The sequence below is a fragment of the Endozoicomonas sp. ALB032 genome (genome assembly GCF_049310125.1).
Classification (GTDB): Bacteria; Pseudomonadota; Gammaproteobacteria; order Pseudomonadales; family Endozoicomonadaceae; genus Endozoicomonas_A.
In genome coordinates this window covers 3,825,309-3,843,731 of sequence record NZ_JBLYNW010000001.1, presented here as the reverse complement: position 1 = coordinate 3,843,731, position 18,423 = coordinate 3,825,309, and the positions used below count along the sequence as shown (strand labels likewise).

Here is an 18,423-nt window from a genome sequence, read left to right as displayed (position 1 = left end):
GGATTTTCAGACCAATTTGCTGCCGCCGCAGTAGGGCAGACTATTCTCGGTCAGGCTCCTAGCGTGCTGGCTAATTCTATACATGTTTCGATGGGCAGCCACATATCAAGTTTTGTTTCATCTTCTGGATAGGCTAGACAAAAACCATATTGTTCATAAAATGAAACAACGGTTGCCATCATTGGATCAACAAATAATCCGATAGTTGAAATCTGGTCTGCAACAAGTACCGTTCGATAAATAGCATCAATTAGTAACATTTCCCCTAATCTCTGCCCTTGATATGAGGTAGCTACGGCGAGTCTTGTAAGCTTTACGGCACTCAGAGGATGCGGGTACTTCTGGTAATATTGATGTGCCGGAGGAACTGTTACTGAATATCCAGTCAGAGTGTAATAACCGGTGATAGTCTTTGATGACGATTCCTGGCAAGCCACATAGGTTTTTGAAATGTGTTTTACACTCTTTTGTCGAGCCTGCTGTTGTAAAAATCTATTTAATTCTTCAATACCGCAATCAAAGATCTTGCGATCATGATTGCGTGTGATTTCCTCAATGATTAGTGACATTCACAGTGTCCTTATAATTCCTGGCTGCTTCCAATAATTTCCCATTTGCTTTAGGAGGATTTTCCAGGGCTTCAAATAGTGCATCAGCCCCCTTCATGGAAAGTTGTAATGATTCAGTTTGTGTTATCACAGTGCGAGCCTTCTCCATTGCAGAATCAATTAGAAACTGAGAAAGAGATGCACCGGAATAATCAGCAGCTCGTTGGATAATGTCCTGAATATCCTTGGATGTTCGTGCTACAAGCCGTGTTTCTTTACGATCTGGAATTGAGGCCATAAATCACCTATTAGTTAATTATCGAATAGATGTGTGTCATTATGGCATACAGGAAGATCATTAACCAATAAATTAATTGCCTCACCACATGGTATTCGGCCTGCAAAATTGCTTTCACCCGGTGGCTTATGGATTCGTTCCCGAGCTCCTGTGGTTGCTTCATCTTTGCTCTGGCAGGTCTGAAGCCAATTTCTGCCAGCCTGGTTCTGTTCAACAAGAGAACCAACGGTTAATTCACACAGGTCAATACTGGACCTCGCAGGTTCCTGAGAAATCCATCCTGTACCTCTGCACCGGTCACAGATCCCGGCCAGGCTGAAACTGCCTCACCAATTCGGCAGTTCTGTGCTGACACCATTCCCAACAAAATGAAGTCCCAAGCGAACACATGATATCGAGACTCAATCCTGCGGCTGTAGTACCTTCTGTCTTCGCTTCACAACCAGCGTTATCTCTGGCTGTGCAAGACGCACTTCCGGTCCTGCCCAATTTGGAACGCACTGCGTTCCAGTTTGCAAAAGCCAGATAAAAAGCGCATGTAAAGCAGGTCGCGACATTCGCCTATGCGTAGCCGCTGTGCGAGGAGTTAGCTGTCATCGTCAGCATTTTGGATACGGGGGTAGTTACCTGAAATTTCAAAGAGTGAGTGAGCTATAAGTGCAAGCCTATAAAGAGAAGCCATGCCAGTGTGATGAATATATGCATCATTAATAAGTGCAGCTATGGCTCTTTCATTTTCTGTATCTGAATTGTAATTTGCCTGGCTACCATTGTAAAAATGGTTAAATCTTTTAAATGTATTAAAATCCCAATCTCTAGTCCTGTTTCTAATAAATTTGATAACTGAAGATCCTCGACCGAAATTTCTTTTAAGCTTAGCTAAGGCTTCTTGTTCGTGGAGCGTATATTCTTGAGTGTTTTTTCCCAAATCCGGGTCATCTCCATAATTAAGCCATTGCCCTACAATATCAGAGCAATAACTTGTATTCTTAACCATAATAATGCCTGTATTCGGTAAATGACCACCATCTAAGAAATCTGACTCTTCATAGTACCAGTAGTCCCGAGAAGTTATAATGCAAACTTTCTCATCAACTGAATCTATTATTTTATCAAGATGGCTTTGATCATTCTTGAAATCATTGATCACAATATCATCATCAATCCAGGCAATCCATTTCCCAGGTTTTACCCGACCCTCTTTCAGGAATTTCTTAATTAAAAATATTTTCCCCCAATAAGGCTGCATACCTTGCATCCAATTCATCAAATCTACTGAGTCATCATCCTGACTATTCTGGCTAAACAATACAAACTTATAGTTAGTGCGTCTTGCTTTTGAAAATGCCAAATGATTTTTTGCAACGGCCAGTGAATAGGGTTTCCAGGTTCCTCCCGATAGAATAAAGTCTATATTTTTCAATCCATGTATTGCATTGCCATCAATTTCAGAGGCATTTGGAACAGAAGAAAGAGCTGCTTTAAGAATATTTGGCTTGTTGAAATTTGTCTTGGAATATCTAGAATAATTATCTCGATATGATTTAGATTGTCCTTCAAAATCAGCTTTATTACTGATTTCTAATTCAAGGTTATTTTTAACATTCACATATAAATAACTCTCTTTAGAAAGCTCTGTATAAATATATTTATTTAAATTATGCTTTTTATCCTCATTTTCTATTTCAGTGATACTTTGCTCATATGGGCTTTTCCAGAATCTATTATCACCATCGCTTGGAATTGTGCTGTCAGCTGAAAGCCATAAAGGGATTAATGATAGAGAAATGTATCTATATTTTTTCATAACGCTTAGAATTCCATTTAATATTCATATATTTTCGGCATCATCATGATATTTTAAACAGGATGGGATGCAACTAACAAAACCTTCCAACCGACGCACCTCAGGCGTGCGGTTGAAGGCGGACCCGCTGTGTCATGATTATTGTCCCGGTTATTAATTAATCTACTAATAAAACCGTCGGCGGTAGACAGTTTATCGTTCCTCGTTATTCTGAAGAACGGAAAGCCGCTATAAGTACCTGGCCAGTTGGTTTCGCATATTCTGGCGAGTGGATTTTTTCATCCTTCAAGGCGCAACGACGGGCGCGTAGCCATAGCTACGCAACCAGAGTTGGAACGCAGAAGGGTGGAAAAAGCCGCCGTCCAGAATATGCGAAACCAACTGGTTAGGTACTTATTATTGAAAAAGCTTTTACCATCCGTTAATCGCTCTGTTCCCTAGGTGCCTGACCGAGAATAGCGCCCGTAGCGAGGACGGCAGAAAATTGAGGATGAAAATTCGGTTTTGTGAGGAGAATAGCGAGCTATTTGACGAACAAAAGCGGATTTTCAGACCAATTTGCTGCCGCCGCAGTAGGGCAGTCTATTCTCGGTCAGGCTCCTAGGAGCCTGACCGAGAATAGCGCAACCAGACCAACAGAAGTTTTCCCAAATCTTAAAATGAGCAAAAAATATCCAATTATTAGTGGGATTTTGCTCATTTTTGCATATTTATGCCTTCTCACAGCCTCTATGCTGCCTTTTTAGCCTCTTTCAAATCTTCAAGACGGATTGACCTCGTGGAAGCCGCTTTTACAAATTTTTTGATATTATGCGCAGTGCATACCAGTGAAAATTCCGCTGAAACTTTTTCTTTGCTGCGGAGACTGAACCCTCGGAAACCAGATTCTTTTATCTGTCCAAATGGTGGCTCCGCAATAACTTTACGACGCTCATATATGGCTTTCGCACCGGCTGTCTCCATTTTCTTATTCATAGCCTGACGTGCTTTTTCAAACTTATCGGTACGGATAACCCTGCCAGCCTCTTTCTTTGAATCACTGCAATTCCGACGATAAGGGCATTCCCTGCATACCGTCTTGTTTGCCCGGTAGCTTTTTCTTTTGCTTTTGCTGGCCGGGTTCGTTACCAGCTTTTCCCCTGCCGGACAGATAAATACATCAGCTTCGGAATCATACGCAAAATCCGCTTTGACAAACTTCCTGTCAGAGCTTTCAAGGTCGTCAGCGGCAGGCTTCTCCGCCTTGTCGGTTGCGATATAGGCATCAATCTCATGTCGCTCGACTGTATGTAAGTTTGACCCTGAAAAGTAACCATTATCCATACTCCACTTATCTACAGCCGCGCCATCAGTGGCTCCTGATAATGCCCTCAGCGCCGGCTCCACTTCCTGTACATCGTTGGCGTGTTGGCTGACATGCTGGCCAACAATGATCTGGTTATCGGAATCAACTGTAATTTGAGCATTGTAGCTGTACTCACAATACCCCTTCTTGCTCATCATGCGGGCATCGTGATCTGCAAAACTGATCTGCTTTTTGTCGTCTATTGGTTTGTCTGGATTTAAAGCTTTTTCACGTTCTTCAAGTGCTTTCTTGGCCTCTTTGATTTTTTTCAGGCGCTCTTCTTTAAACTGGAGGTCTTCAGGAATGCTGTAACCATTGGTTGCTTTGTAGGCGTCATCTTCTTCCTGATCACACTGACTGGCTTTTTTGATCAGCTCATCCACTTCGGCACTGAGTTCTGCCTCTTTCGCTTTGAGCCTCCCGTAGCTCATGGCCTTGTGTTTTGAGCTGTTGGCTTTGAACTTGGAGCCGTCCAGGCTGATATGACCCAGTGATGCCATTTTGAGTTCAATGGCCAGTTTGACTGACTGTTTGAAGCAGTCATGGAAAAACGACAGATTATCCTTACGAAAGTCACCAAGAACCCTGAAATTCGGGCAGTTCATTTGTGAGATATACATGAACGCCAAGTCTTGTCGACACCGTCGCTCAATCTCACGGGAACTGAAAACACCATGGCTGTATGCGTAGATCAGAATAGCGACAATGAGCTTTGGAGGGTATGCGTGCTGACCAAGGTGGTGATATTTTTTTTCGACTTCAGACGTATTAATGTTCTGAAAAATGCTTTCATAAATAAAACAATCATGATCTTTGGGAAGCAAATCGAAAACGTTGGTTGGGAACAGCAGATGCTGATCAAACTCAACAGGACTGTCCTTAAACTTTGGTGGTGGTGACATTTGGCATAATCAGAGTTGGTTTAAGGCTTATCATAACAGATAAGCCTATTCTCGGTCAGGCTCCTAGGAGCCTGTCGGACTTAAGACTGTCCTACACGGCAACTGCTCCTGCGTTGCTCTAGCTCCTGCATCCATGCAGTCGTGCGGTTGCAATAAATTGGTCTAAAAATCTCTGTTTCTTCGTCAAATAGCTCGCTATTCTCCTCAGAAACAGAGATTTTTATCCTCAATTTCTTGCAATCCTCGCTACGGACGCTTAAGTCCGACAGGCTGCTAGGTTGACTAAAAAGAAGGCATTAGTGAGCGACTGGCAGCATTTGAAGCGATTGCTGCAGAACTCTAGACAAATCCACACTGACTATATTGGGTGCCTTGGCTGGTAACAGTTTCCGGCACCTGTCAGTATTTTTAATACATTGTCATTATGGTCTGAGTCGCTGGCAGGCCATAAAGACTTTCAAAGGATAACCCGACAACTCAATTGAGACTGCACCCAAGAATGCACTGACGCCAAAAATCAAGTAGAGTAACCCCAGAAACAGCCATGAGCCATAGTGTCGCTGCTATCGAATTATAATGCGTCTCTGAACCTGAACGAGTGGCACTTTAATACTAAGAAAACCGGATTTATTGACTAATGGCACTCATAGAATTACTGCAATCTTCGCCCACTTACTTCTACCTGACCCTGACTCTGGTCGGCCTTCTGGTCGGTAGTTTTCTCAATGTTGTTATTTTGCGCCTGCCGGTGATGATGGAACGTCAGTGGAAGCTGGATTGTCTGGAAACACTTCATCCGGACAAGGTGCCCACTGAGATGGAGCCTTATAACCTGATCAAGCCCGACTCCACCTGTCCAGGCTGTGGTCACAAGATTCGGGCCTGGGAAAATATTCCGGTTATCAGCTACCTGTTTTTGAAAGGTCGTTGTTCTTCCTGCAAAGCCTCTATTTCTGCCCGCTATCCGATCATTGAGATGATCTCTGCCCTGCTGACCGTTGCTGTTGGTATCTACTTTGGCGCCACTCTCCAGACAGTTTTACTTTGCTTTTTAGTCTGGTCCCTGCTGGCATTGACCATGATTGACCTGGACACCCAACTGCTGCCAGACAGCATTACCCTGCCCTTACTCTGGCTGGGCTTACTGGCCAACAGCTTTGAATTATTTATTCCGTTGCAGGACGCAGTGCTGGGTGCTGCTGCCGGTTATCTTTCACTCTGGTCTGTTTACTGGTTATTCAAACTGCTGACGGGCAAAGAAGGTATGGGCTATGGTGACTTTAAACTACTCGCTGCGCTCGGTGCCTGGATAGGTTGGCAAATGCTGCCACTGATTATTCTGCTGTCTTCACTGGTAGGAACCATTGTCTCAGTGGTACTGATCATTCTCAAAAAACAGGAACGGAGCAAACCTGTTCCTTTTGGACCTTATCTGGCCGCTGCCGGTTTTATTGCCCTGCTTTGGGGGGAAACACTGGTTCAATCTTATCTGCAGATTATGGGGCTGTGAGCTGAGCATGAGTAAGTTGGTTATTGGCGTAACGGGCGGCATCGGCAGTGGTAAAACAGCCGTTACCGACTACTTTTCCAGTCTCGGTATTACTGTGGTGGACGCGGACCAGGCTTCAAGAGAAGTGGTGGAACCCGGTCGGCCAGCTCTGCAAAAAATTGCAGAACGACACGGTCAGGATATTCTTACTGATGAAGGTACACTGGATCGAAGAAAACTCAGGGATATTATTTTCAATGACGACAGCGAACGTGTATGGCTGGAACAGCTGCTGCACCCTTTGATCCGTCATCAAATTATTCAGGAACTGGCAGCGTCTGAGTCTCCTTACACCATCATCGTTTCACCGCTTCTGGTGGAAACCGATCAACATGTGCTCACCGATCGCATTCTGGTTGTCGATGTCCCTGAAGACATTCAGCTTTCAAGAACCATGAGTCGGGACGGCATGGGCAAAGAACAAACCCGGGCCATTATGGCCAGGCAAGCCTCCCGGCAACAGAGGCTGGAGAAAGCCAGCGACGTAGTTGATAACAGCGGCTCTCTGGAGCAGCTGTTTCAACAGCTGGATGAGGTTCACAAGACTTACATGGCTTTGGCAAACGCATGAGCCCTGTTGGGGAAGCCTGGTTTTGCCCGGACCCTCAAATGCCCGGACGCCATCCGTTGGTAATCGGGTATCGGCGGTCTCGCCCAAAACCACGGGGAGTAATGCGAACCCCGACCACCGCCTGCCGACGTTTGAACTCATTAACATCAATCAGGCGCAGTACCCGATAGACAGTATCCCGGTCAAAACCGGATTCGATAATGGCTTCCGCGCTTTTATCTTCTTCCACATACATTTCGATGATTCGATCCAGTTCATCGTAGGGAGGCAGGCTGTCTTCATCCACCTGGTCCGGTGCCAGTTCGGCGGAAGGCGGGCGATCGATCACTCGTTGCGGAATCACATAGCCCAAAGAATTTCGGTACTCGGACAATTCAAAAACAAGCGTTTTTGGCACATCTTTCAGGGCATTGTAACCACCGCACATATCACCATAGAGCGTGGCATAGCCTACCGCCATTTCACTCTTGTTACCGGTAGTGAGGACCATGTAACCTTTTTTGTTGGAAATAGCCATCAGCATAACGCCCCGGCAACGGGACTGAAGGTTTTCTTCTGTAGTGTCCTTTTGGGTATTCTCAAACTGGGCACTCAGCGTTTCCATAAACGCATCAAACATCGGTGCAATGGGCATGACGGAGTAATCGACACCCAGAATATCGGCTTCTTCACGGGCATCTTCCAGACTCATGTTTGAGGTATAACGGAATGGCATCATAACCGCCTGCACCCGCTCAGCGCCCAGGGCGTCAGAGGCAATGGCCAGAGTCAGAGCGGAATCAATACCACCAGATAAACCTAAAACAACGCCTTTGAAGCCATTTTTATTCACATAATCACGAACACCTGTAACCAGAGCTTTGTAAACCCTTTCATGAAGGCCTGGCAGCTCTGCGACGTCTTCCTGGTCAAAAGCCTTGTCTACTATGTCGAAACGGGTTGTGTAGAGACCTTCAGCAAAGTAATCGGCCCTGACAGCAACCTGCCCATTGCCGTTCATAGCAAAAGAGCCACCGTCAAACACCAGTTCATCCTGACCACCCAGCAGGTTGACATAAAGCACAGGAAGACCCGTTTCCAGACAACGGCTGCGGATGGTTTGGTAACGGATAGATTGCTTATCTTTGTGAAAGGGAGACGCATTGAGACTCAAAATCAGCTCGGCCCCGGCATCCGCAGCCTGCTGGGCTGAAGAGGGATACCATAGATCTTCACAGACAGTCAGTGCCAGCGTTACCCCTTTACACTCAAAGACGCAGGGTTTCTGTCCCGGCATGAAATAGCGTTTTTCATCGAAAACCTGGTAATTCGGCAGATGTTGTTTGGCGTATCGGGCCACCACCTGACCGTCTCTCAACACCACGGCCTGATTTTCCAAACCATGTGCCCCCATGGCGGGCAGTCCAATCACCAGGTCAACGCCTTTAATCACACTGAGCTTGCTGATGGCCTGCTCAATTCTTAACACCATACTGGGCCTGAGTAACAGATCTTCAGGAGGATACCCACAAAGTGTCAATTCAGGAAAAACCACCAGATCGGCCTGATGCTGATCACGGGCTTCTTCAGCCGATTCGATCACCTGTTGGGTGTTGCCGTCGATGTCGCCCACCTTGAGGTTAAGCTGAGCCATGACGATATTGAGCTTTGCTGACATTGAAAAGCCTGATGTCTTAATCTTGAATCTGAGAGCAGGCTATTTTCGACGATGTTGCAGTCGGTGTAAAACTCAAAATGATCCATGATTATGGGGAGGCTAGAAATCACCCTCAAAATCAAAGTCCATATGTTCTGCAGGCTCCTGAAGAAAGTCGCCCTGGATGAAATCAACACCGGTATGCCACAGTGGTGCCATTTCAACAGCACTCTGAACCTGGGGAACAATCACTTTCTGACCTTTTTCCGACAGCGCCTGAACCATTTTCTTGAGCTCTTCGCCCTGATTTTCGCTGGTCAGATCTTTGGTGAAAGACGGATCGACCTTTATATAGTCCAGAGTCATTGAGGCAATGGTTTCCATAGGGTTCAAACTACAGCCAAACTCACTCACTCCAGTACTGCAACCCAACTCCTTGACCGCCTTGAAAAAGTCCGGTGCCTGTCTATTGAAGCGGACAATATTCTGCTCACTGACTTCCACAACCACGGATGAAGCAGGAATACCTGCTGCCTTAAGTGCAACGCCCATCCAGGGCAGGAACTCCTTCTCAAGTATGGCGTTACCGCCGAGGTGCATAAAGAGTCGGATTTTATCCTTTGTGCGGGTTTGGTTCAGAAGCGCTTTTCCTGCTTCTATGACCTGCCAACGATCGACTTTGCTCCAGAGCGCATTTTTATCGAGCTTGTTTCGGAATGCCACTGAGTCATGTTCACGACCTCTGGCATCCACCATATGCAGCTGAACTTCAAAGTGCTTTTCAGAAGAACCTTTCAGACTGACCACAGGCTGGTACTTCAATTTGAAATTGTCATTTTTCAACGCCTGACTGACCATGCCTGCCAGATGCTTCTCCACAGAACTGACCTTATTAATCTTACGTTTCTGGAAGAAACAAATCTTTCCGCCACCTTCTTTTTGAGCCTGTGTGGCAGCATGACGGGCTCTGACCAGCTGAGTATTTAGATCGCTGCTGGAATCGGTCAGTATGACACTCCCCAGACTCAGCTTGACGGGAAGCTCATTTCTTCCCAGTGTAACTCTCTCGTGTGTAACACCCCTGATAACTTGATCGGCCAGCTCCCGCACTGCCTTTTCATCACTGGCCTTAACCAGAGCCATAATACAGTCGCCGCTCCAACTGGCAGCCTGATGTTCTATCAACACCAATCCGAGTCGAGAACTAACTTCCTTGTAGTAAGGCTGGCTGACTCTTTTGCCTCCTTTGGCATGAAGTGCCCGCAGTGAATCGAGAGTAATACAGAGCAAGGCAAATTGGTCTTTACCTGCAACCACTCTCTGCATGGCAACATCCAACTGCTCCTTGAAAGCTTCTTTATCATAGAGGTGGGTTTCACTGTCGGGACGTGCGACTTCAACGTCTTTCTGCCCAATTTCCGAAGTTCCTTCGGATTCCTGGGTTCTCACCAAAACGCTCAGTGTATAACGCCCCTCATAGGAAGTAGGACTGACTATAGCCCTCACAGGCACTTCCTTATCCCGATCAGCCAGCAGTGGACATTGAATGGCTGCCAGTGCCCGACCACTTTCTTCGATACTGTTCAGGAAGTCACCCACTTCCCTGCGATCTCTGCCTGCAACCAGATCAGTAAAGGGTTTACCGACAAGACTGGCGTTGCCATCAACCCCTACCAGCTCATTAAATGCCGGGTTTGAGTATTTAATCTGACCTTCACTGATGTAGATGATGGCATCGACCTGATCATCCAACAGGTGACGCCTCTGCTTCTCTGATTCATTCAGGGCAACACTCATGCGTCGGTAGTGACGGCGGGTATTAAGGTCGGCAATTTCCCGATCGGAAGTCAGCAGAAGCAGTTCATCATTGTCCTGGGTAATGACACTTCTTACTCCCAGCTTAAGCCATTCCAGCTGTTCTTCTTCTTGCTCTTCTTCCTGTTCTTCTGACAACACGATGGCAGGAATATCCCTGCCCTGCTGGTCAACCCGATCAAGCACTGAACTGATTGTTAATCCTTCTGGCAAGCCTGCTGATGAGATAATCAGCAAATCCCATTTCTGATGACCGGACAGGGCTTCTTCCAGACTTTCCATAGCGATGACATGATGAGCACGGGTCGGGTATCCGGCATCCCGATAGACATTCAGCAGTGCCTCGGCTTCTTCAGAAGAAGCATCCACTATCAACAGCCGGACAGTATCCCTTTTTTCCTGCTCCATGGCATTGACCTGATTCAACGAGAGTTTAAGGCTTATCTCATTCTTATAACTGCCATACGCCTGAAATCATTAGCCCCTGCCAAAAAAACACCCTGTTTTTATCCGTCTGGCTTCTTTGTAAATAATTCTACAGGTTCTCTGACCCTATACACAGATCACGAAAACGCACTTCTAAACTAATCAGAGAAGCGCTAAAAACCGGTCAGATGTGATGGAGCAGTCAAACAATGATAAAGCCAGAGCAATAAACAGCCCTGAGCCTGGAGAACAAGGATTTTCATTAATTGAACTGATGATCACTCTGTTGATCGCTGCGATTATTGTTGCCATGGGACTGCCACAACTGAGAGAAATGTCTAACTCCATCCGTTTCTCAAACATTCAGCAAAACCTGCTGTCAAACCTGCTTTACACCCGCAGTGAAGCCGTTAAAACCGGCAACGATACCATCGCCTGTGCATCCACTGACGGAGTCACCTGCGCAGCAGACCCAACCCTCTGGAGTCAAGGCTGGATCATTTTCACCGATGAAAACAGTAACGGCCTATTTGATTCAGGAGTCGATACCTTGAGACGTTCCCAGACAACAGATTCCATCGCCTCAATCACCTGGAGTAACAACACTCCAATCGTGTTTGAGGGAGATGGCACTGTCAATAACACCAGTTCAGGCAATTTTCTCATTTGCGACAATCTGACAACATCCAAGGTTGCCAGGGGCATCACCATTAACCTGTCTGGCCGGGTGCGCTCAACGGACTCGGTGGTCTGTCCATGAGTTCAAAGCGCTCTCAGGCAGGAATGACCCTGGTGGAAGTTCTGATCACAGTGGTCATTCTGGCTTCTGGCCTTTTGGGAATGGCTGCTTTACAAACCCGAAGCATCAGTTACAACAATATTGCCTACTTCAACTCTCTGTCCAACATTCTTGCTTACGACATGCTCGACAGGATCAAAGCCAACCCGGTCTATGGCCTGAATGGGCCCGGTTATTCTGCCAGTGTCGGCAATGTGCCCGCAGCCTATCCCGATGATTGCGACACAGCAGATTGCACACCTGCAGAGCTGGCCCGCTACGACGTAGCACAGTGGAAGTTCATTCTCGACACTCAGCTCCCCGATTCAGATGGCTCAATTGTCAAAACCGATACACCAGAGGGTCGGAACTACACCATCACGATTTTCTTTGATGACAGCAAAGGTCAGCAGCCCCGCCGTCAGGTGATTCTGAGGAGCACGCTATAAAACATGAATAGTTCCAAGCAGAAGGGACTCAGCCTGATTGAACTGATGATTTCGATGTTATTGGGTATTTTCATCATTACTTCGGTCACTCAGGCCTTTCTTAGCAGCAATAACTCCAATCGCTTGAACTTTCAGTTGGGGCTAATGCAGGAAGCGGCCAGAATTGCTGTCAGCTCCATATCCAATGACGTCCGTGTCGCTGGCTACACAGGCTGTAATACCGATGCTGCAATCGGTAATGCTCTGCTTCAAAACAGTGCTCCCCATGAATGGCTCACTGCTGAACAACCGACACAGGGAATGAATCTTTCTGACACGCGGTCAAAGATGGACGCTCAGGCCACTTCGGAAAGCCTGTTGATCTTCAAAGCCAATCCCGACACTGTTTTTGCTATAACCAACCATGACACATCCACATCCACCCTGACACTGGACCGCAACATCGGTTCGACCCTGCCGGTCGGCGGTGCTGCAGTGATAACCCGTCAGGACTGCTCTCAGGTAGCCCTGATAGCCCTGAGTTCCATCGGCGGCAGTACCTTAACCCATACCACCAGCGGTGTCGGCGATTTCAAGAATTGTGTCGCTCAACTCAAGGGCAGTTTTCGTTGCTATGACGGCTCGACGCCTTCCGGCGCTCTGTCATTCAATCCCGGTTATTTGAAGCCTCTGGAATCTGTGGGTTATTTTGTGAAACCGGATAACGGCCTGCCTACCCTGTTCCGAAAAGAAGCAGGCAATGCCTCAGCACTGGCCATAGTGGACGGCATTGAGGATATTCGAATTCATTACGGCCTCGACACAGATAACGACGGGGTCACTAATCGCTATATCAGCGCCGGTGATCGCAGTTTTCGCCATGCTGACTGGCTGCAAACCACCGCCATCCGAATTCATCTGCTGACGCGCAGTGAAACCGAAATCCTCCCTGTTCCAGCACCTCCGCCTGCGCCCCCGAGAACCTATCTTTTCGATGGTCAACAAGTCACTCAGTCGGATCGCTTCTTACGCAAGGAATATGTCATGACCATGGCCCTGAGAAACAGTGGATAATCATGAGTCATATCAGACGACGTCGCGATGAAGACGGAACCGCTCTGCTCTACACCATGATTTTTTTTACACTCATGGTGATGGCGACTCTGACGGCGGTTCAATTCTCAAGCCTTGAGCAAAGAATGTCAGCCAGCTACCGGACTCATCAGACCGCTTTTATCGCTGCCGAAACCGCACTGCTGGAGGCCGAACGCTGTATCAAAAGCCAGAGCAGTTGCAACGATATCAACACGTTCGCCAGCGATTGCAGTAATGGCCTCTGCTTCAATGGCTCTGACCGTAACAGCATTATCAGCTGTAGGGCCGGGAATGCCAGCCCCTGGGAAAGTGCCGCCCTCTGGGCCGATGCCAGCAAAACCATTGTTGCCACCAGTGTGCCTTCAGGAACCTCAGCCCGCTATACAGTGGAATTCCTCTGCTACATTCCAAGAGTCTTGTTTGGGGTCACTCCCAACCCCGCCAACCCTTCCGACTGGTCAAAGCTTTACCGTGTAACCGTGCTTTCTTCGGTCGATAACCTCAATAGTCAGGTCATGTTGCAGTCCACCTACAAACGGTGAACCAGAAGAAAAAGGATTTCACAGTGTTCGTGTTAAAAGGGATCAGTCCGTCTGCGCTTTTTGCAGCCAGAAAACAGCCTTTATCTCTGTTTTCGCTAAAAATCTGTTTATTGACATTCCTGCTCCAGCCCCTTTTCCTGCAACAGGCCATCGCAGCCGCCTCGGACTACGCTGCAAAGCCCAACCAGGGCAGCACCTTTTCACCGCCTCTTGTTATGCTGGCGATGCCGGTGGATCAACAGCTCTTTCAAAGAGCTTATTCAGACTACACCGATCTCGATGACGACGGCCTGATCGATTCAACTTATAAGGACGACTTTGATTACATCGGTTACTTTGACAGTAACTGGTGCTACGCATACAGCAGCTCGGACAAGATGTACCAACCCGTATTGCCAGCAACGGGTAGCAATCAACATTTTTGCCAGGACGCCTCAGCCCCATGGAGTGGTAACTTTATGAACTGGGTGTCCATGTCCAGAATGGAAATACTGAGAGTCATTCTCTACGGTGGACATCGGTCAACGGACTCTGCCACACAGACAGTGCTTAGAAGGTCTTCCCTCTCTACAAACCTCAGTGGTGCTTTTGCCAAAGTTTATTCCGGTGCAGACATTGATAAATACACTCCGTATTCATCACCGGTTTCTTTTTGCAGTCTCTGGGCTGGAGCACCGTCACTGAGAATCGCAGCGGGTCAGTTTCCTCGCTGGGCCACTACAGAAATCAACCAATGTCAGTGGGGAAATGCATTCAGTCCTGCCAGAAGTGCTGAACTGGCGACCCACACTGTCCAGGTAGAAGCTTGTGTCTCGGGCAAAGATGGCAATAATACCGGGCGTTGCAAACAGTACTCCAGCGGTGTTCCCAAGCCCGTTGGCCTGCTCCAAGGCTATGGCGAAGAAAATCAGATTCAATTTGGTCTTATTACCGGAAGTTATGGCCGCAACAGCTCAGGCGGTCTGTTGCGGCGCAATATCAGACAGTTTGCAGGTAATACCGACCCAAATGATGATGAGATCAATCTATCCAATGGCACCTTTAATACCAGCGTTCAGGGTATTATTCACAATATCGATGCCATTGGTTTGACTGCATGGCGTAACCCGATTTCAGAAATTTATCTTGAGGCCATCAGGTATTTCTCGGGAAGCAACGCAGGTTCTTCTGACTTCAGCACCTCAGATGCCGGACGAGGCATGACCAATGAAGCCTGGGTGACACCTATGAGCCAGGCCAATGACTGCGCCAGCTGTGCCATCATTCTTATATCCAGTGGCACCAACGTGTATGACCTGGATGATTTAGACAATAGCATCTCTGATGTCACAGGTCTGAGTAATATCAATGACCTGATTAACCTAACCGACGATCTCGGTGACATTGAATACAATGGCAACCTCTCGGGTAATTATTATTACGGTGGCAGTAACAACCGTTGCACAGCAAAGTCCCTGTCCAATCTTTCAGATGCCGTCGGTATCTGTCCTGAAGCTCCGGACAAAGAAGGGGGTTACGCAGTTGCGGGTCTGGCTTATCACGCTCAAACAACAGACCTGAGAACCGATCTTGATGGTATCCAGAATATTAAAACCTATACCATTCAACTGGCTGACAGCCTTCCCTCCCTGAGCGCCAATGTCAACAACAAGACGGTCAGCTTCCAACCGATCACTTCCAGCGGCTCTTTCCGTGACCTTGTGGTCGATGAGCAGACGGCAGACGGCAAAAAAGGAAAATACACGTTTATCTGGGAAGATTGTCAGGAAGGCTGTGACAATGATTATGACGCCAGCTCCAGTATTGAATATTGCCTTGGCAATGCCTGCTCACCCGCCATCACCGGCAATCAGATTCAGGTCAGTTCCCGCTTCGAAGGGAAGTTTTCTAACGGAAACTACTCTTTTTCCCACAGTATTTTTGGTACCAATAATGATGGTATAGCGTCACCCTACGCGGCGGGCCCCGGTGGTGGAGCAGCCCAGGGTCCCGGAACGCCAGAGACTCAAACCTATGTGGCAACTGGCACTGCGTCCGGTATTTTGCCCAAACCACTGAGGCTGGCAGCAAAGTATGGGGGCTTCAACGATCTGGATAATGATGGTACACCCAATCATGATGCCAATGGTGATGGAGTGCCTGACAATGATTCCAGAGAGTGGGATATCAGAAATAACGCAACAGGTGAACTGGGCGCCGACAATATTCCCGACAATTTTTTTCTGGCGAGCAATCCATCTTTGTTACGAACCCAGCTGGAGCTGGTTTTTAAGGACATCGCCAGCCGTATATCTTCCGGTGCCAGTGCCGCGTTGGTTTCTAACAGTGCCAGCGGTGCAGGCTCGGTCATTCAGGGGCTATTCCGCCCCAAAATAACGGTCAGGAACATTGAAATCAGTTGGGTCGGACTGCTTCACAGTTTATTTGTTGATACCAAAGGTCACTTCCGGGAAGACTCCAATGGTAACCGGACACTGGATGACTATTCGACTGACCAGATTGTGACCTTGTCTTTTGACCCCGCCAGTAGTTCTACTGTTATTCAACGTTATACCTCTTCCGATAATGGTGTAACACTGACGCCTGATGGCAGTACCGCCGATTTGACCTCACTGGCACCTGTCTGGGACGCTCGTGAACGCTTGACGGAAATCAACAATATTACCAGTCAAAGAAACTATACGGCGCTGACCAACACTGGCCGTCATATCCTGACCTGGCTGGATGCCAATAATAATGGCCGTGTCGATGCCGGTGAGGAACAGCCTTTTGTCTCTGCCACCTTCACAGGCAGCAACGGTGACTATTTAGGTGTGAACGCAGCAGAATCGGATAAGCTGGTTAAATTCATTCGTGGCGAAGACCAGACGGATTATCGCTCCCGTTCTGTGGACATCGACAATGATGGCGACCTGGAAGTATGGCGACTGGGCGACATCATTCACTCCAATCCCGTCGCCGTGTCCAAACCGGAAGGGTATTACTCTGACAGCAAACCCTTCAACGGCAACGACGCAACCTTTATCGATTTTCAGAAACACTACGAAAACCGCCGCCAGGTCGTGTATCTGGGTGCCAACGATGGCATGATCCATGCCTTCAATGCCGGTTTCTGGGACAAAGACAATCAGCGCTTTGACCTGAATCATGATCCCTCAGAAACTCAGCACCCCCTGGGTGGAGAACTCTGGGCGTACACACCGATGAATTTATTGCCCCATCTTCGCTGGCTGTCAGAACCGGATTATCCCCATGTTTATTACATGGATGGCGAACCTTTGATTTTTGATGCCAATATTTTCACCCCGGATGCGGACCACCCAAAGGGCTGGGGAACAGTGCTGCTCATGGGCATGCGGCTGGGTGGAGGACCCATTGGCGTTTCAGTCAACAGTACAACCCGGACAATGCGTTCTGCCTACGTCATGCTGGATATTACTAACCCGGAAAAGCCTCCGAAACTGCTGGCAGAAATTACTCATCCGGAGTTGGGCTTTACCACGGGCCGACCCGTGGTGGTACAACGGCGAAAACCCAATGCTTCCGGAGACTATAATTTCCCCACCGAAAACAACTGGTACCTGGCCTTTGGCTCAGGTCCGACAGGCACAGGGCCCAGCGGTATACGACAAGCTCTGGGCGATGCTACCAGTGACCAGAATATGAAAGTGTTTGTCTATGATCTAAAGAGCAAAAACTTTCTCAGCGCTTTTAACCCAATGGACAGTGGTATCGCACAGGCTTATGCCGGCAACATGGCCACCGTGGACTGGGATCAGGACTACTATGACGATGCCATCTACTTTGGCAGTGTAGAAACCGCAGGCAATCTCAGTGGCGAACTGCTAAGGATCAACCTGGCAGACCCTCTGGCTGCAAACTGGACACTGGGCACCTTAACCCGCCCACAGCGCCCTGTTAGCGCCCGTCCCACGGCAGTGACCAACAGCGATAATGAGCGCTGGGTCTTTGTCGGTACTGGTCGTGAGTTGACCCGGGCAGACAGTCAGAATACTCAGCAGGAGTTCTTTTTTGGTGTTAAAGAACCCAAGCTCAGTGGTGTGTTCTCTTATGGCACGCTGCCCTTCAGCAGCCTGATTGATACGACGGATATTCAAGTGGAAGCCGATGGTGACCTGAAATCCGGCTTTACCGTATCGCCGGGCACGACAGTGAGTAACTTTGAGTCCCTGCGCAACAGCCTGACCACCGAAGCCGGTTGGAAAAACCGACTGATCCATGACGGCAAAAATCCCAGCGGTAAAAGTGTTAGCTCACCGGCTAATGCTTTTGCCCTGCTGCTGTTCACCGAATACCAACCACCTGCTGATCAGTGTCTGGTGGATGGCACCAGCTTTCTGAATGCTCTGCACTATCAGACAGGCACGGCAATACCCGCCAGTATCCAGCAAGTGCTGACTGCGGGTGGTTTTACTGACGATACGGTATCGGAAAAGAAAATCAGCCTGGGAGCAGGCCTGGCACCGGCTCCGGTAGTCCACCAGGGCAGTGACGGCAAAACCAGCATTATTATTCAGGGCGGTGCCGGTAATATTTCCAGCACCAATCTGGAATACACACTGACAGATGATGGCCGACAATCCTGGCGACAGATATTTAATATCCCCAAGTAGGAAGGCTATAGCGTAAACGGCCATGTGCCAGAAGAAATAATTCTAAGGA

General features: G+C 48.0%; 13 protein-coding genes. 7 read left to right on the top strand and 6 right to left on the bottom strand.

The annotated features are described in order from the left end of the window. Window positions 1–50 precede the first annotated feature (50 nt). The 4 genes from ACO6VG_RS14495 to ACO6VG_RS14480 form a co-directional block, all read right to left on the bottom strand. The gene (locus tag ACO6VG_RS14495; protein WP_422474441.1) at window positions 51–569 is read right to left on the bottom strand and encodes a GNAT family N-acetyltransferase; all 519 of its coding nucleotides are present in this window, start codon (window positions 567–569) and stop codon (window positions 51–53) included. Then, window positions 553–846 (bottom strand): DUF1778 domain-containing protein, encoded by a 294-nt coding sequence (locus ACO6VG_RS14490; protein ID WP_422132971.1) that lies wholly within the window; start codon window positions 844–846, stop codon window positions 553–555. The genes ACO6VG_RS14495 and ACO6VG_RS14490 overlap by 17 nt, the downstream gene beginning before the upstream one ends. 586 nt (window positions 847–1,432) lie before the next feature. After that, window positions 1,433–2,653, bottom strand: coding sequence for a hypothetical protein (locus ACO6VG_RS14485; protein WP_422132970.1), 1,221 nt, complete (start codon window positions 2,651–2,653; stop codon window positions 1,433–1,435). Between the two features lie 729 nt (window positions 2,654–3,382). Beyond that, on the bottom strand, window positions 3,383–4,900 hold the full coding sequence (locus ACO6VG_RS14480; protein WP_422474439.1) for an IS1182 family transposase: 1,518 nt from the start codon (window positions 4,898–4,900) through the stop codon (window positions 3,383–3,385). Between the two features lie 637 nt (window positions 4,901–5,537). Here ACO6VG_RS14480 and ACO6VG_RS14475 point away from each other — a divergent pair. Both ACO6VG_RS14475 and coaE read left to right on the top strand, forming a co-directional pair. After that, complete coding sequence (locus ACO6VG_RS14475) at window positions 5,538–6,410, top strand: prepilin peptidase (protein ID WP_422474437.1); 873 nt, start codon at window positions 5,538–5,540, stop codon at window positions 6,408–6,410. 7 nt (window positions 6,411–6,417) lie between these two features. Continuing rightward, window positions 6,418–7,020: a dephospho-CoA kinase gene (gene coaE / locus ACO6VG_RS14470; protein ID WP_422132968.1), complete on the top strand. Its 603-nt coding sequence runs from the start codon at window positions 6,418–6,420 to the stop codon at window positions 7,018–7,020. A 34-nt stretch (window positions 7,021–7,054) separates the two neighbouring features. Here coaE and ACO6VG_RS14465 read toward each other — a convergent pair whose 3' ends face one another. Further along, window positions 7,055–8,677 carry an NAD+ synthase gene (locus ACO6VG_RS14465; protein ID WP_422132967.1) on the bottom strand — a complete coding sequence of 541 codons (1,623 nt, stop codon included), beginning with the start codon at window positions 8,675–8,677 and terminating at the stop codon, window positions 7,055–7,057. Between the two features lie 99 nt (window positions 8,678–8,776). After that, window positions 8,777–10,879: an EAL domain-containing protein gene (locus ACO6VG_RS14460; protein WP_422132966.1), complete on the bottom strand. Its 2,103-nt coding sequence runs from the start codon at window positions 10,877–10,879 to the stop codon at window positions 8,777–8,779. A 211-nt stretch (window positions 10,880–11,090) separates the two neighbouring features. Here ACO6VG_RS14460 and ACO6VG_RS14455 point away from each other — a divergent pair, with 211 nt between their 5' ends. Genes ACO6VG_RS14455 through ACO6VG_RS14435 form a run of 5 tightly spaced genes read left to right on the top strand, consistent with a single transcriptional unit; the run spans window position 11,091 to window position 18,374 of the window. Next, on the top strand, window positions 11,091–11,657 hold the full coding sequence (locus ACO6VG_RS14455; RefSeq protein ID WP_422132965.1) for a GspH/FimT family pseudopilin: 567 nt from the start codon (window positions 11,091–11,093) through the stop codon (window positions 11,655–11,657). Then, window positions 11,654–12,124 carry a type IV pilus modification protein PilV gene (gene pilV, locus ACO6VG_RS14450; RefSeq protein ID WP_422132964.1) on the top strand — a complete coding sequence of 157 codons (471 nt, stop codon included), beginning with the start codon at window positions 11,654–11,656 and terminating at the stop codon, window positions 12,122–12,124. The genes ACO6VG_RS14455 and pilV overlap by 4 nt, the downstream gene beginning before the upstream one ends. A 3-nt stretch (window positions 12,125–12,127) precedes the next feature. Then, window positions 12,128–13,177, top strand: coding sequence for a PilW family protein (locus ACO6VG_RS14445; RefSeq protein WP_422132963.1), 1,050 nt, complete (start codon window positions 12,128–12,130; stop codon window positions 13,175–13,177). 2 nt (window positions 13,178–13,179) lie between these two features. Then, the gene (locus tag ACO6VG_RS14440; RefSeq protein ID WP_422132962.1) at window positions 13,180–13,740 is read left to right on the top strand and encodes a pilus assembly PilX family protein; all 561 of its coding nucleotides are present in this window, start codon (window positions 13,180–13,182) and stop codon (window positions 13,738–13,740) included. A gap of 23 nt (window positions 13,741–13,763) precedes the next feature. After that, window positions 13,764–18,374: a pilus assembly protein gene (locus tag ACO6VG_RS14435; RefSeq protein ID WP_422132961.1), complete on the top strand. Its 4,611-nt coding sequence runs from the start codon at window positions 13,764–13,766 to the stop codon at window positions 18,372–18,374. Window positions 18,375–18,423 lie beyond the last annotated feature (49 nt).

What these genes read in the sequence shown, in the direction of transcription:
- ACO6VG_RS14495 (WP_422474441.1), bottom strand. Translation starts at nt 569, where the DNA reads ATGTCACTAATCATTGAGGAAATCACACGCAATCATGATCGCAAGATC.
- ACO6VG_RS14490 (WP_422132971.1), bottom strand. Translation starts at nt 846, where the DNA reads ATGGCCTCAATTCCAGATCGTAAAGAAACACGGCTTGTAGCACGAACA.
- ACO6VG_RS14485 (WP_422132970.1), bottom strand. Translation starts at nt 2,653, where the DNA reads ATGAAAAAATATAGATACATTTCTCTATCATTAATCCCTTTATGGCTT.
- ACO6VG_RS14480 (WP_422474439.1), bottom strand. Translation starts at nt 4,900, where the DNA reads ATGTCACCACCACCAAAGTTTAAGGACAGTCCTGTTGAGTTTGATCAG.
- ACO6VG_RS14475 (WP_422474437.1), top strand. Translation starts at nt 5,538, where the DNA reads ATGGCACTCATAGAATTACTGCAATCTTCGCCCACTTACTTCTACCTG.
- coaE (WP_422132968.1), top strand. Translation starts at nt 6,418, where the DNA reads ATGAGTAAGTTGGTTATTGGCGTAACGGGCGGCATCGGCAGTGGTAAA.
- ACO6VG_RS14465 (WP_422132967.1), bottom strand. Translation starts at nt 8,677, where the DNA reads ATGTCAGCAAAGCTCAATATCGTCATGGCTCAGCTTAACCTCAAGGTG.
- ACO6VG_RS14460 (WP_422132966.1), bottom strand. Translation starts at nt 10,879, where the DNA reads ATGGAGCAGGAAAAAAGGGATACTGTCCGGCTGTTGATAGTGGATGCT.
- ACO6VG_RS14455 (WP_422132965.1), top strand. Translation starts at nt 11,091, where the DNA reads ATGGAGCAGTCAAACAATGATAAAGCCAGAGCAATAAACAGCCCTGAG.
- pilV (WP_422132964.1), top strand. Translation starts at nt 11,654, where the DNA reads ATGAGTTCAAAGCGCTCTCAGGCAGGAATGACCCTGGTGGAAGTTCTG.
- ACO6VG_RS14445 (WP_422132963.1), top strand. Translation starts at nt 12,128, where the DNA reads ATGAATAGTTCCAAGCAGAAGGGACTCAGCCTGATTGAACTGATGATT.
- ACO6VG_RS14440 (WP_422132962.1), top strand. Translation starts at nt 13,180, where the DNA reads ATGAGTCATATCAGACGACGTCGCGATGAAGACGGAACCGCTCTGCTC.